General features: G+C 64.4%; 11 protein-coding genes. 10 read left to right on the forward strand and 1 reads right to left on the reverse strand.

Annotated features, from left to right (window positions below; translation table 11 throughout):
* Nucleotides 1-87 precede the first annotated feature (87 nt).
* The 4 genes from KF719_RS16360 (at nucleotide 88) to KF719_RS16375 (ending at nucleotide 4,365) form a co-directional block, all read left to right on the forward strand.
* Nucleotides 88-1,350 (forward strand): ATP-binding protein, encoded by a 1,263-nt coding sequence (locus KF719_RS16360; RefSeq protein ID WP_293510171.1) that lies wholly within the window; start codon nucleotides 88-90, stop codon nucleotides 1,348-1,350.
* Nucleotides 1,347-1,988 carry a response regulator transcription factor gene (locus KF719_RS16365; protein WP_293510173.1) on the forward strand — a complete coding sequence of 214 codons (642 nt, stop codon included), beginning with the start codon at nucleotides 1,347-1,349 and terminating at the stop codon, nucleotides 1,986-1,988. The genes KF719_RS16360 and KF719_RS16365 overlap by 4 nt, the downstream gene beginning before the upstream one ends.
* A gap of 122 nt (nucleotides 1,989-2,110) precedes the next feature.
* Nucleotides 2,111-3,604, forward strand: coding sequence for an amidohydrolase family protein (locus KF719_RS16370; protein ID WP_293510175.1), 1,494 nt, complete (start codon nucleotides 2,111-2,113; stop codon nucleotides 3,602-3,604).
* A complete protein-coding gene (locus tag KF719_RS16375; protein WP_293510177.1) occupies nucleotides 3,604-4,365 on the forward strand; it encodes a glucose 1-dehydrogenase in 762 nt (253 codons plus the stop codon). The genes KF719_RS16370 and KF719_RS16375 overlap by 1 nt, the downstream gene beginning before the upstream one ends.
* Nucleotides 4,366-4,370: 5 nt before the next feature.
* Here KF719_RS16375 and aguB read toward each other — a convergent pair whose 3' ends face one another.
* Nucleotides 4,371-5,240 (reverse strand): N-carbamoylputrescine amidase, encoded by an 870-nt coding sequence (aguB, locus tag KF719_RS16380; protein WP_293510179.1) that lies wholly within the window; start codon nucleotides 5,238-5,240, stop codon nucleotides 4,371-4,373.
* A 231-nt stretch (nucleotides 5,241-5,471) separates the two neighbouring features.
* On the opposite strand from aguB, the gene ptcA reads away from it, so the two are divergent.
* The 6 genes from ptcA (at nucleotide 5,472) to KF719_RS16410 (ending at nucleotide 13,857) form a co-directional block, all read left to right on the forward strand.
* Nucleotides 5,472-6,482: a putrescine carbamoyltransferase gene (gene ptcA, locus KF719_RS16385; RefSeq protein ID WP_293510181.1), complete on the forward strand. Its 1,011-nt coding sequence runs from the start codon at nucleotides 5,472-5,474 to the stop codon at nucleotides 6,480-6,482.
* A gap of 66 nt (nucleotides 6,483-6,548) precedes the next feature.
* Nucleotides 6,549-7,946, forward strand: coding sequence for an APC family permease (locus tag KF719_RS16390; protein WP_293510183.1), 1,398 nt, complete (start codon nucleotides 6,549-6,551; stop codon nucleotides 7,944-7,946).
* Nucleotides 7,947-7,953: 7 nt separating this feature from the next.
* Nucleotides 7,954-8,865 carry a carbamate kinase gene (locus KF719_RS16395; RefSeq protein WP_293510185.1) on the forward strand — a complete coding sequence of 304 codons (912 nt, stop codon included), beginning with the start codon at nucleotides 7,954-7,956 and terminating at the stop codon, nucleotides 8,863-8,865.
* Nucleotides 8,866-9,028: 163 nt separating this feature from the next.
* Nucleotides 9,029-9,823, forward strand: a complete 795-nt coding sequence (locus tag KF719_RS16400) for an energy transducer TonB (protein ID WP_293510187.1) — start codon at nucleotides 9,029-9,031, stop codon at nucleotides 9,821-9,823.
* Between the two features lie 166 nt (nucleotides 9,824-9,989).
* Nucleotides 9,990-11,009: an NADP-dependent oxidoreductase gene (locus KF719_RS16405; RefSeq protein WP_293510189.1), complete on the forward strand. Its 1,020-nt coding sequence runs from the start codon at nucleotides 9,990-9,992 to the stop codon at nucleotides 11,007-11,009.
* Nucleotides 11,010-11,100: 91 nt separating this feature from the next.
* Complete coding sequence (locus tag KF719_RS16410; protein WP_293510191.1) at nucleotides 11,101-13,857, forward strand: LuxR C-terminal-related transcriptional regulator; 2,757 nt, start codon at nucleotides 11,101-11,103, stop codon at nucleotides 13,855-13,857.
* Nucleotides 13,858-13,875 lie beyond the last annotated feature (18 nt).

The following is a 13,875-nucleotide window of genomic DNA, read 5'->3' on the forward strand; positions in this document are numbered from 1 at the left end:
TCAATGACAATTGGTCAGTTAGGCCAAATCCTACCGGCCGCCCCGGTGCCCGGCAATCGGAACCGGGCGTAAAATGCGGAGCGCGGAGTGCGTCCGCTTGACCGTTCGTCCCGATCGCTGCTCACTAGGCACATGACAGACCGCGCCGCCACAGACACGCCTCCCGCACCGTCCGAAGCGGAAACGGATCGCACCGCGCTCGCTCATTTGCGCAAGGCCGAGCACCAGATCGTCTGGCTGCGCTGGATCGGCATTGTCGGATGGGCGCTGATTCTCTGGCGCGGCGATGCGATGGCCGATGCTGGCCGGGCCTGGGCCGTCTATGCCGGCGGCCTTGCCTATACGGCCTTTGCCCATTGGCGCGTCGCCGGCGATCGTCCGATCCTCTCGAGCGCCCGCATCACCACGGTCGGCGATCCGTTGCTGGTCACGCTGATGTGCATTTTCACCGGAGGTCTCTCCTCGGTCTTCTTTCCCTTCTATTATTTCACGCTGCTTGCGGCGGTCTTTCGCTTCGGCGTGCGTGAAACGCTGGGCCTGCTCGTGCTGACGGCTGCTTTGACGGTCCTGCTTTACGTTGCGGCACCCGGTCCGGCGCCCACCCCCGCCGATTTGTTGATTGTCCTCTTCTATCTGGGTTTCTCGGCGGCGCTGGGCATCATGCTGGCGCGCTGGGCGCAGGAAAACATCGACCTCGCGGAATCGAGGGCGCGTGCGCTCGGCATTGCCCGCGACCGTGCCAAGGGGCTCGCCCGCCGTCTGATCCAGGCCGAGGAGGAAGAGCGCCGCCGCGCCGCCGCCGATATTCACGACCGCATGAGCGGTCATCTGTTCGCGCTGCGCCAGGGCGCGGACCGCGTCCGCGATGGCGGCCTCAGCGCCGCCGTGGCCGCGCTGTCCTCCGACGTCCGTACCCTGATGAACGAAATGCACCCGACCGTGCTCGACGATCTCGGCTTTTCGGTCGCGGTCGAGGAATATGTGGCCGCCCAGCGCGAACACGCACCCTTCTCGATTTCGCTCGACCTCGACCCCGCCTTGCGCAACTGGCATTGCCGTTCCGACGCCATGTTGTTCCGCATCCTGCAGGAGGCATTGCTGAACGTCCGCAAACATGCCGGCGCAAAAAACGTCTCGATCTCCTTCCGCCGCGACGGCCCCGGCGCCGCGCGCCTCGAAATCGCCGATGATGGCGCGGGCTTCGATCCGCAAAGCCCGGCCCCCGGTCATTTCGGCGTGCTGACGATGCGCGAGCGCGCCGGCGCGCTTGGCGGCTCACTTGAAGTCCTGAGCCGGCCGGGGCAGGGTGCGCGCCTTGTCGTTTGCGTACCGGGAGGGGAAAAGACGTGAGGAAGATTTCGGTCTATCTGATCGACGACCATCATGTGCTGCGTCAGGCGGTGGTCGAAATGCTCGAGGCGGAAGGCGACATCGCGGTCGTGGGGCAGGCGGGCGATGCGCGCAGCGGCATCGACGCGGTTGCCGCCGCAAGGCCCGACATCGTCATTCTCGACCTCAAGATGCCCGGCATGAGCGGCCTCGCCGCCATCGGCGAAATCCTCCGCGCCGCGCCCAAGACCGGCATCATCGTCTTCACCATGTACGACAACCCCGCCTATGTCTGGGAAACCACCAATGCGGGCGCCAGCGGCTACGTGCTGAAAAGCGCCTCCAAGGACGACCTGCTCCGCGCCGTTCGCGCCGTACATGCCGGCGCCGGCTATCTGCAGGCCGAGGTCACCAAGCCGCTCCTGCGCCGTCTCGCCCAGGAGGCGCGCTCGGCCGGCCAGAAGGCCTCGCTCACCTCGCGCGAATTGCAGGTGCTGGAATGCCTGGCCGAAGGCCAGAGCAACAAGGTCATCGCCGCCAATCTCTCGATCACCGAGGACACGGTGAAAGCCCACCTGAAAAGCCTCTACGACAAGCTCGGCGCCTCCGACCGCGCCCATGCGGTGGCGATTTCCCTGCGCCAGCAATTGATCGAATAGCCCCCGCGCCCGCAGCCTTCACCCGATCGCGCAAGGCCGCCCCCTCATCCGTGTAGTACCGCGCGCCCGCGCCGGGGCCGACCCTGTCCGGAATCGAAAAAAGGGTAGAGGGAGACAGGCCCATGTGGCTCACCGACAAGCAAAGAAAACGCGTCGCGCCGGCGGACAGGAACACCACGGGCATCCCGCTGCCGACCCGCATTGTCTCCAACGGCGAATACATGCCGATGCCGCAAACGCCGGATCAGGCGCGCGTCGAAAGCGCGATCCTCGCCGCCGCCGACGAACAGGGCGCGAGGCTCGGCCTGTCGCGCCGCTCTTTCCTGCGGTCCGGCGCGGGCCTTGCCGCCTCCTTCATGGCCATGAACCGCGTCTTCGGCGGCGATGTCTTCTCGGTCGCCCATGCCGAAACGGTCGATCTTGCCGCCGCCGCCGAAAGGTCGGCGCATTTCGCAAACCAGATGATCTTCGACGTGCAGCTCCATTTCATCCGCGACGACTATGCATGGGACGGCATCCTCCACCTCGGCGAATACGCCAAACAGTGGAACGCCGACATGGGCGACATCACCTTCGACACCTTCAAGTTCGACAATTTCGTCAAGGAAGTCTGGTTCGACAGCGACACCAAGATCGGCCTCATCAGCGCCGCGCCGGCCGATCACGGGCCGAATGTGATCATGAACAATGACGGCCTCGCTTCCGCGCGCAGCTTCGTCAACAAGGCGTCGGGCTCGCGCCGCCTGCTTTCCCACGCCGTCATCGCGCCCGGCCAGCCCGGCTGGCTCGAAGAAATCGACCGCGCCATCGAGGAATTGAAACCCGACAGCTGGAAGGGCTACACGTTGGGCGATCCCTTCGACAATTCGCAATATCCCTGGCGTCTCGACGACGAGAAGCTGATGTATCCGGCCTATGAGCGCATGGTGAAGGCCGGCATCCGCAATGTCTGCATCCACAAGGGCCTGCTGCCCGAAGACTACGAAAACGTCATCACCCATTGGCGTCACGCCATGGTCGATGATGTCGGCAAGGCGGCGAAGGACTGGCCGGACCTCAATTTCATCATCTACCATTCGGGCTTCCGTCCGCTGATGACCTCGCCCGACCCGCTGCTGGCGCAGTTCGACAAGACCGGCCGCATCGACTGGGTGAGCGATCTCGCCGACATCCCGGCCGAATATGGCGTCTCCAACGTCTATGCCGAACTCGGCACCACTTTCGGCAGTTGCGCGGTCACGCATCCGCGTCTCGCCGCCGCGCTGCTCGGTGTGCTGGTCAAGGGCATGGGCGACGATCATGTCGTCTGGGGCACCGACAGCGTCTGGTACGGCTCGCCGCAATGGCAGATCGAGGCGATGCGCCGCATCGAAATACCCGAAGACATGCGCAAGGCGCATGGCTTCGCGGCCCTCGGCGCGGGCGATGGCGACGTGAAGAACCGCATCTTCTCGCAAACCTCGCTCGGTCTCTACGGCATGGAAGATGCCGCCGCGCCGGATGCCGCCTGGCGCACCGACGCGCTCGCCGCCATCAAGGCAAAATATGTCGCCGACGGCCGCGAACCGTCGAACGAGTTCCACGGCTTCATCCGCCGCGCCGGGGGAGATACCTGATGCCGGGCGTTTTCGACGGCAAGGTCGTGCTGGTCACGGGCGCAGCCGCCGGCATCGGCCGCGCCATCGCCGAAGCGGCGGCGCGCGAAGGCGCATCGCTGGCGCTCGGCGATGTGGCGAAGGAGGGCGAGGCCGTCGCCGCCGCCCTGCGCAAGGCGGGCGCGAAAGCGATCTTCCGCCTCACCGATGTCCGCAAACAGGCCGACATCGACGCGCTGGTCGCGGCCGCGCAGAGCGAGCTCGGCGCATCGCCGCACATCGCTTTCGCCAATGCGGGCATCGAAGGAAAAATGGGCGCGCCCTGGGAAACGAAGGAAGACGATTTCACCCGCGTCCTCGACATCAACCTCGCCGGCGCCTGGCGCACCATGTCGGCCGTTCTCCCGGCCATGATCGAGCGTGGCGAGGGCGCAATCGTCGCCACCGCCTCCGTCGCCGGTCTTGTCGGCGCGGGCGGTCTTGCCGCCTATGTCGCCAGCAAGCACGGTATTGTCGGTCTGGTGAAATCGGTCGCCATCGACGTGGCGAAATCCGGCATCCGCGTCAACGCGCTTTGCCCCGGCATGATCGAAACCGCGATGGTCGATCGTCTGGCGACCGACGTGCCGGGCTTCCGCGAAGCCTTGCTGGCGTTGAAGCCGATGGGCCGCCTCGGCGTTCCGTCCGAAGCGGCGGAAGCGGCGATCTGGCTCGCATCCCCCGCCGCCAGCTTCATCACCGGCCACGCGCTGGCCGTCGACGGCGGCTACGCGGCGCAGTAGGGAGCCTACCGCCTTCCGCCATCCAGCGTCAGAATATCCGTATAAAGATCGGTCCGCCGGTCGCGGAACACGCCCCAATTGAGGCGTTGCCGCCGGTTCTTTTCGATATCGAAAGTCGAGGTGAGAACCGCCTCCTCCCTTTCGTCGGCTTCGGCGACTTTTGCGCCCGTCGCATCGGTGATGAAGGACGAGCCGTAAAAGGTAATGGCGCAGCTCTTTCCCTCTTCGCGGCCGACGCGGTTCGACGCGACCACCGGCACCAGATTGGCCGCGGAATGTCCCTGCATCGTGCGTTGCCAGTGATCGCGCGAATGGATCGTCTCGTCATGCGGCTCCGAGCCGATGGCGGTTGGATAGAGGATCACGTCGGCGCCCTTCACGGCCAGGATGCGCGCGGCTTCGGGAAACCATTGGTCCCAGCAGATCGCGGCGCCCACGCGGCCGACATGCGTGTTCCAGACATGAAATCCGGTATCGCCCGGACTGAAATAATATTTCTCGCGATAGCCCGGCCCGTCGGGAATATGCGATTTGCGGTAGACGCCCAGAATTTCGCCGCTATCGATCATCACCAGCGAATTATACTGGGCGTTGTTGGCGCGCTCATAGATCGACACCGGAATAACCACCTTGTACGCGGCCGCAAGCGCACGGAAATGATGCACCGCCGGATTGTCGGCGATCGGCGTCGCAAGGTGCATCAGGTCCGGTTCGGTGTCCTTGCAGAAATAAGGCGTCTCGAAAAGCTCCTGCAGCAGAATCACCTGCGCGCCTTTTTCGGCGGCCGCGCGAACCAGCTTCTCGGCCCGCGCGATATTTTCGTCGCGGTCGGTGCCGCAGGCCATTTGCGTGGCGGCGACGGTCAGCTCGGTCATGCGGAAACTCCGGCATTTGTGTCGTTACGATGAATGGCGCGCCTTCGGAACGGGCAGGTCTGCGCCGCAATGGCGCAATTGAAGAAAATTCGCTCGTTTCGCTTCAATTTGTCACTGCCATTGCCCTTGAACCGGCCCGTCCGGAGGCATTTAATTGAAGCTGACGAACCCGATCCGGGCTTGCGCCGATATTCCCGCCGAAAGACGAGCAGGTAAAGGGGGCCACAGCCGATGTTGCGTCATTTCATTCATGTTCTCGATTTTTCGAAGGACGAATTGCTTCGGATCATGGAGTTGACGGCCATGCTGAAGCGGGCCGACAAGGACGGCGCTTGTCCCCGGCTCCTTTCCGGCGCCTCGCTCGGCATGATTTTCGAGGAACCCTCCACCCGCACCCGCGTCTCCTTCGAGGTCGCGATGACCAAGCTGGGCGGTCACGCGCTTTATCTCCGTCCCGGCGAGATCCATCTCGGCGCCCGCGAGTCGATCGCCGATACGGCCCGCGTCGTCTCGCGCATGGTCGACGTCATCGAGGCGCGCACGCTGAAGCATCAGACGGTTCTCGATCTTGCGAAATACGCGACCGTGCCGGTCATCAACGGCCTCACCGATTTCAACCACCCGACACAGGTGCTCTGCGACGTCTTCTCGATGACGGAGCATGCCCCGAAGGGAAAGAAGCTCGAGGACCTCAAACTGGTCTTTGTTGGCGACGCCACCAATGTCTGCGTCTCGCTGATGTTCATCTGCGCCCGCATGGGCATGTCGTTCACCCAGGCCGCGCCCGAAAAATACCAGGTATCGCAGGCGCATCGCGATCTCGTGCGCGAGGCGGCGGCGGAATCGGGTGCTTCGATCTCCTTCTCCGACGATCCCGCCGCCGCCGTCGCCGATGCCGATTTCATCTATACCGATCTCTGGTGGTGGATCGGCCAGGAGAGCGAAATTCCCGACCGGCAAGCGGCCTTCATGCCGAAATTCCAGGTCAATGCGGGTCTGATGGCGAAAGCGCCGCCCACCGCGCGCTTCATGCACTGCCTGCCGGCCTCGCGCGGCGTCGAAGCGACCGACGAGGTCATGGACGGCCCGCAATCCATCATTCTCGACCAGTCCGAAAACCGGCTGCACACCGAAAAGGCGCTGCTGGTGTGGTTCGTCTATCCGCGCCTGAAAAAACCCTCCGACGCCCTGCTGGCGCGTCACCGGGGTATTGCCGAGGATTTCTTGTCCGATTTCATGTGACCTTGCGTGAAGGCGCGGCGCGTCTCTTGCCGTGAGTAACTGGCTTTACTCGAACGGGAGAAACAAATGACCGACACATCCGCTGCCGCCAATCCGCGCGGTTACAAGAAGGTGATGCGCGGGCTCGACCTGACGCTTTTCACCGTTTGCGCGATCCTCGTCGTCGACCAGCTCGCGGCATCCGCGGCCATCGGCCCGCAAGCCGTCTTCTGGTGGATTTTCACGATGATCTTCTTCTTCGTGCCCTATGGCCTCATCACCGCCGAACTTGGGAGCACCTATCCCGATCAGGGCGGCATCTACGCCTGGGTGCGCCGCGCTTACGGTGCGCGCTGGGGCGGCCGCGTGGCATGGCTCTGGTGGATCAATGTCGCGCTCTGGCAGCCTTCGGTCTTCATCCTCTTCGCCGGCATCTTCGCGGCGCTCTTCATGCCCGATCTCGCGCTCTGGACGCAGATCGCAATTGCCGTCGCGCTGACCTGGCTGACCGTCTGGATCAATGTCGTTCGCCTCGACATCGGCAAATGGGTGCCCAATCTCGGCGCCGTCTTCAAGGTCGCGATCATGCTGGTCATCGGCATCGGCGGCTTCGTCTATGCGGGCAACCACGGCGTCGCCAACGAACTGACCCTCTCCAGCATGGCGCCGAGCTGGGGCGTGACGCTCGCCTTCCTGCCGGTCATTGTCTACAACTTCATGGGCTTCGAGCTGATGTCCGGCGCCAGCGCCGAAATGAAAAACCCGGCCCGCGACGTGCCGCTCACCATCGCCGTCTCCGGCATCCTGATCGCCGCCTTCTATCTCTTCGCCACCGTCGGCATTCTGATCGCGCTGCCGCTCGACGACATCAACCTCGTCAGCGGCATCGTCGACACGCTGCGCGTGCTGCTGGGCGAGGGCGGAGCGGCCGGCACGCTCGTCATCCTGCTCGGCCTGATGGCGCTCTATTCCTTCGTCGCCAACATGGTCACATGGACGATGGGCGCCAACCGCTCGGCCGCCGAAGCCGCGCTCGACGGCAACCTGCCCTCGATGTTCGCGCGCCTTCACCCCGAACACAAAACGCCGGCCAACGCGGCCATCGTGACGGGCGTCGTCACAACGGTCGTCATCGTGATCTACGGCCTGCTGGCGGCCGACGCCGAAGACCTTTTCTGGACGCTCTTTGCCTTCTCGTCCATCGTCTTCCTGCTGCCCTATCTGTCGATGTTCATGGCCTTCCTGAAACTCCGCCGCATCGACCCCGACAGGCCGCGCCCCTATCGTGTGCCGGGCGGCAGCGGCGTGGCGCTTGCGCTCGCGGCGCTCTGCATCGTCTTCATCGTGCAGGCGATCGTCTTCTTCATCTACACGCCGGAGGAGTTCGACATGACCTATGCGGCCTCCATCGTCGTCGGTGTCGCGATCACGGTGCTGATCGGCGAGGTTCTCATCCGCCGCGCCGGGCGCGTGGCCGGCGGCTGAGGCGCGCATGCGGGTTCTCGTCGCGATTGGCGGAAACGCGCTGCTGAAGCGCGGCGAGACGCTCGGCATCGGCACCCAGCGCCGCAACATGGGCGATGCGGCGCTGGCGCTCGCCGCCATTGCAAGCGAGCATCGCACCATTCTCGTACACGGCAATGGCCCGCAGGTCGGCCTCCTCGCGCTGGAGGCCGATGCCTACAAGGACGCCCCGCCTTATCCGCTCGATGTGCTGGGCGCTGAATCGCAAGGCATGATCGGCTACGTGATCGAGGAGGCCCTGCGCCGCGTGCTGCCCGGCAGCGAAATCGTGACGCTGTTGACGCAAACCCTTGTCGATCCGGACGACCCAGCCTTCGCCGCGCCGTCGAAACCCATCGGCCCCCTCTACGACGAAAAGACGGCCAAGGCGCTGGCCGCCGAACGCGGCTGGTCGGTCGCGCCCGACGGCCCAAATGGAAAAGTCTGGCGCCGCGTCGTCGCCTCGCCCGCGCCGCGCGCCATTGTCGAGATCGAAACGATCCGCAGGCTGACGGAAATCGGTTGCCTGGTCATTTGCGCGGGCGGCGGCGGCATTCCGGTGCGGGCCGGTGCGGCCGGCGCGCCCGAAGGCGTCGAGGCCGTCATCGACAAGGATCTCGCCGCCTGCCTGCTCGCCATCGAACTCGGCGTGGAACGTCTCCTGATCCTCACCGATGTCGAAGGCGTCTTTGCCGATTGGGGAAAGCCCTCGCAACGCCTGCTGAAATCGGTGTCCGCCGGCGATCTCGACCCTGCATCCTTCGCCGCCGGTTCGATGCGGCCTAAGATCGAGGCCGTTCGGCGCTTCGCCCTGGAGACGGGGCATCCGGCCTTCATCGGCCGGCTCGGCGATGCGGCGTCCATCCTGGCCGGCAAGGCCGGGACGAAGGTCTCTCCTTGAGTTTGCCCGTGACAGTTTTTGACAAAACGGTGACAGCGCCGAACGGCATGTTATGCCTGTCGGTGTCTTGTTATGCTCGCGCGGGCGTTTGTCCCCCTGCGCGTATCGCGTGTGGGGCGTGAAAAAAGCGCGGAAGTCCGGACCGGAAATGGTTGTAAGCACAGTGAGCACAAGTCCGGTCGGCACATTTCATGTCGTACCGCCGCCGCCGCCGCGCCCGGCGCAATGGAGCGAGATCGTCATCGCGATCGCGCTGGCGCTGCTGCTGAACCTCCTCTTTATCCTGCCGTTTTTATTGACGAATCCGGCGCCGAACCCGCCCGCCGACCCGCCCGCCATCAGCGTCGAACTGGTCCCCGAAGCGCAAGCCCCCCCGCCGCCGCCCCCTGCGCCGCAGCCTGAGCCCGAAGAAGAAGCTAAGCCATTGCAGGAGCGCAGTTTTACGCGCTCCGGCGGCGAAGCCGTGGCGCCGCCCGGTCCCGAGGCGGAGGAGGAAGCCGCCGCGCCCGAAGAGGCCCCCGAGCCCGAGCCCGAACCCGAGCCGGAAGAGGCGCAACCGGTTGAAAAGAAAAAGGAAACAAGCCCCGAAGACATCCCCGAATGGGCCCGCACCGTCGAGCCGAGCTATGTCGTTCCGGCCCGGCCCACACCGCCCGGCTCGCTCACCGGCAGCGCCGGCGGCGGCGACCCCTATCTCAATGCCATGTGGGCGCGCGTGCGCGCCAATCTGGTCTATCCGCCCGAGGCCGGCGGCCGCAGCGGCGTCACCCGCTTCGAGATGGTGCTGCACCGCTCGGGACAGGTTATCTCGTTGAAATTGCTGACCTCTTCAGGCCACCCCGCGCTCGACCGCGCCGCCCGCGAAGCCATCGAGCGCAGTCTGCCCTTCGCGCCATTCCCGCCGGAAGTCCGCGCCGAAGCCGTCCCCTTGATCGCCAGCATTCCTGTCGCGCCCTGACCCTTTTGTGCCATTCTTTCATACCCACCCTTTCGGGTGGGTATGGGCTGGGCAATCGGGTTCAGCATCCCCGCAACAACAAGACGGCATCGGGGAGGATCGGGTGCTGAAATCCGTAAGCAATTGGTTTCGTGGGAAAAATCCCGCGCCATCGGGGGAGGATCAGGTGCCGCAAAGCGCCCGCCACTGGTATTTCAACAAGCGTCCAAAGGACGTCATCGCGCACGACACGCTGGTCATGCGCACCGAGCCCATGCCCACCCTTGCCGATGGCGAGGTGCTGGTCCGCAGCCTCTACATGTCGCTCGACGCGACCAACCGCGTCTGGCTCAGCGACTGGGAAACCTACATGGAACCGTTGCCCATCGGCGCGCGCATGCTGGGTTTCATCCTTGGCGAAGTCGTCCAGTCGCGCAACGCGAACCTCCCCGAAGGCACATTGATCACCGGTCTCGGCACCTGGTCCGACTGGTTCGTCACCGACGGCGCGGGCTGGTCGCCTTTCCCGCGGCCTGAAGGCGTACCGCTGGCGGACGCCTTCGGCATTCTCGCCGTCGCAGGTCCGACGGCCTATGTCGGCCTGCTCGAAATCGGCAAACCGAAACCCGGCGACACGGTTGTCGTCACCGCCGCGGCCGGCGCGGTCGGTGCGCTGGTCGGTCAGATCGCGAAGCTGCATGGCTGCCGCGCTGTCGGCATCGCCGGCTCCGACGAAAAATGCAAATGGCTGACGAAGGATCTCGGCTTCGACGCGGCCATCAACTACCGCAAGGAAAATGTGCTGGAGGCGTTGAAGCGCGAAGCGCCAAACGGCATCGACGTGCATTTCGAGAATGTCGGCGGCGAACAGCTCGATGCCGGCCTGACATTGATGAATGAGGGCGGCCGCGTCGTCATTTGCGGTTTGATCTCGACCTACAATTCGTCCGAGCCCGTTCCGGGGCCCTACATGTTCCGCAACGTGATCATGAAACGCCTCGTCATCGAAGGCTTCGTGATCCTCGATTACGCGGCCCATTTTCCCGAATACCACGCGAAGCTGATCGAATGGATGCGTAGCGGAAAACTGAAATACCGCCTGCACATCGTCGACGGCATCGAGAACGCGTCCGATGCGTTGAAAATGCTCTACACCGGCGGCAACAATGGAAAGCTGATGGTTCGCATCGCGCCCGACGCCGCGTGAAAAACGCCGCCTGCTGGCGGACCAAGCCCCGCTCAAGACGGGGTTCAACGGAAGCCGCAAGGTTTCCCGCCCTTGGAGGAGGGGGGTGCCGATGACCGCAACATCGGAGAGAGCTTCCGCCGCCGCGCGTCCGGTCGGCGGCAAGCCGCGTGCGACGACATTTGCAAACGCGCTGACGCGGCAGCCCGCATCGAACAACCTTGTCTTGCGCAAGCAGCAACTCGACCGGCTGAAAAATCATGCCGATGTCCGCCTGATCGTCGCGCAGGCGCCGGCGGGCTTCGGCAAGACGACATTGCTGCGTCAATATTGCGCCTATCGCGAGGCGCAGGGCAGCCGCATTGCCTGGCTGCATCTGGAATCGCACTACGCCGATCCCTCGCGCTTTCTGCGTCTCCTTTGCGAAGCCGTCATCAACGCGCTGCCGGAGGACGAGCCGCCCGTCGCCATGCCCGAAGGCTCGTCGGCTTCGATTCAGGATTTCCTGCGTTGCGTCCGCGCGATGAAGACCGGAATTACCATCGTCATCGACAATTTCGAGCAGGCCTCCCATCCGGGCATGGAAGCCGTCGTCGCGCAGCTCGTGCGCGTCCTGCCGGCGGGCGTCCAGCTCTGCATCGGAACGCGCGTCATTCCGTCGATCAACCTGCCGCGCCTGCAGCTTCGCGAACAGGCGGTCGTCGTCAATGTCGAGGGCTTGCGCTTCCGCGCCGCCGAAACGGCCGAATTCTTCCGCGAGTTTCGCGATATTTCCGGGGAGGAAGTCGACAAGTATCAGGCCGCAACCGATGGCTGGCCGGCGGCGCTTCAATGTATCCGTCTGTCGATGCGCGGTCAGAAAGGCCGGACACGCGCCCTGCCGGGTTCCGGCGTCACGCCCGATCTGATCGATTTTCTCGCCACCGACGTCTTCGAGAACCTTTCCGCCGAAATGCAGGCGGCGCTTCTGGAAGCCTGCATGCCCGAGCGCATCTGCGCCGATTTGCTGGAGCATATGTCCGGCCGGACCGGCGGCGAAGCCCTGCTGAACGAAATCGAACATTCCGGCCTGTTTCTGACGCCGGTCGATATGGACCATCTCTGGTTCCGCTTTCACGCCGTCTTCCGTCAGGTCCTCCTCACGCGTCTCCGGCGCGAGATGACGGAAGCCGAAGTGCTGGCGCGGCACAGGAAGATTGCCGAATGGTACGCGGTGCACGGCTTTGCCGAGGAAGCGATCCTCCACTATCTCGAAGCTTCCGACGAGGCATCCGCCGCCGGAATTCTCGACACCATCATCGGCCGTCTCGTGACCGAAGAGCGGCTCGATCTGATTGTCCGTTATGTCGATCGCCTGTCGCCTCCCGTTATCCAGAAATACGAACGCATCCTGACCGCCGCCATTGTCGCCTATGGCTTCCGCCGTGAATTCGCCAAGGCCAACCGCATCGTCGCGCTCCGCCGCGAAATGCTCGAGGCAGGAGAGGCATCGCAGGAGGACTGGGGCGTTCATAACTACACGCGCATCTTCGTTCTTGCCGCGCAGGACCAGGTGGTCGAGCTTGGCCGCGCCGCCGACGATTCGCTCGCGCAACTCGCCGGCCGCGAAGGCCTCGAATACGGCGTCGGCCTCAATGCCCGCGCCTACTGGCTCTATCTCAACGGCAAGTTCGAGGAGGCGCGCGAGCTTCTGTCCAAGGCCCGCGCGCTACACGACGAGGCGAACAATCTCTTCGGCCTGTCCTATTGCGAATGGATCTACGGCATCGTGCTGACGGCGCAGGGCCGCAACGACGAAGCGTTGAAAAGCCTCAAGCAGGCGCAAATCCACAATGAGGAATGCGCCTCCGCCAGCGTCATCGCCGGCTCGGTCATCGCCGCCTTCCTCGCCGAGGCGCTTTACGAGAAAAACTGCATCGCCGAAGCCGAAACGCTGCTTCACGATCATCTGCTGCTGCTCGAACAGCAGGCGATCGTCGAACCGTTGGCGGTCGCCTTTCTCACCATGGCGCGCATCGCGATGCTGCGCGGCGAGGAACGCGAGGCCGAAGAAATTCTCGATCGGATGATGTATCTCGGCCATCGCCACAATTTGCGTCGCCTCGTCACCTATGCGAAATCCGAACTCGTCCGTCAGGCGACGCTTGCCGGTGATCTCGAAAAGGCGCGCACGCGCTTTTCCAATATGGGCGGTGCGGACGGCGAGGGCGAAGACGAACTGCTTTTCCATGCCGGCGAAACCGAGGCCCAGACCGTCACCGAAGCGCGCCTGCTGATCCTCGCCGGCCGCCATGCCGATGCCCGCACCCTGTTGCAGCCGGCCGCCCGCAAGGCCCGCGCCCAGCGCCGCCTGCGCCGCTTCATGAAACTGAACCTGCTGCTGGCGATCTCGCTGAACGTTGAAGGCCAGGTCAACGCCGCCCGCCGCGCGCTGATCGAGGCCCTGCAGATCGGCGCGCCCGACCAGTTCATCCGCATGGTTCTCGATGAAGGCCCGCAGGCCGTCCGTCTGTTGCAGGAGGCGCGTCAGGCCCTGCCGAAATTCCCCGACCTGCCGCAAAAGGACAGCGTCTCGGCCTATCTCGACCGGCTGCTGGGCGAGGCGGGCGAATATGCGCCGGCCATCGTCGAGGACGAGGCCTTCGACGACGAAACGCCCTCGGCCCATCTCTTCGAGGCGCTGACCGAGCGCGAACGCGAGATTCTGCGCCTTGTCTCCAACGGTTTCTCCAACAAGGCGCTGGCCGACCGTCTCTCGCTCTCCACCAACACGGTCAAATGGCACCTGCGCAACATCTTCGAGAAGCTGCAGATCAGCAACCGCATGCAGGCCGTCTCGGTCGCCCGCCACTTCGGTCTGATCGAATAATTTCGCCCCCTCATTTCC

This window comes from Parvibaculum sp. (assembly GCF_019635935.1).
Classification (GTDB): domain Bacteria; phylum Pseudomonadota; class Alphaproteobacteria; order Parvibaculales; family Parvibaculaceae; genus Parvibaculum.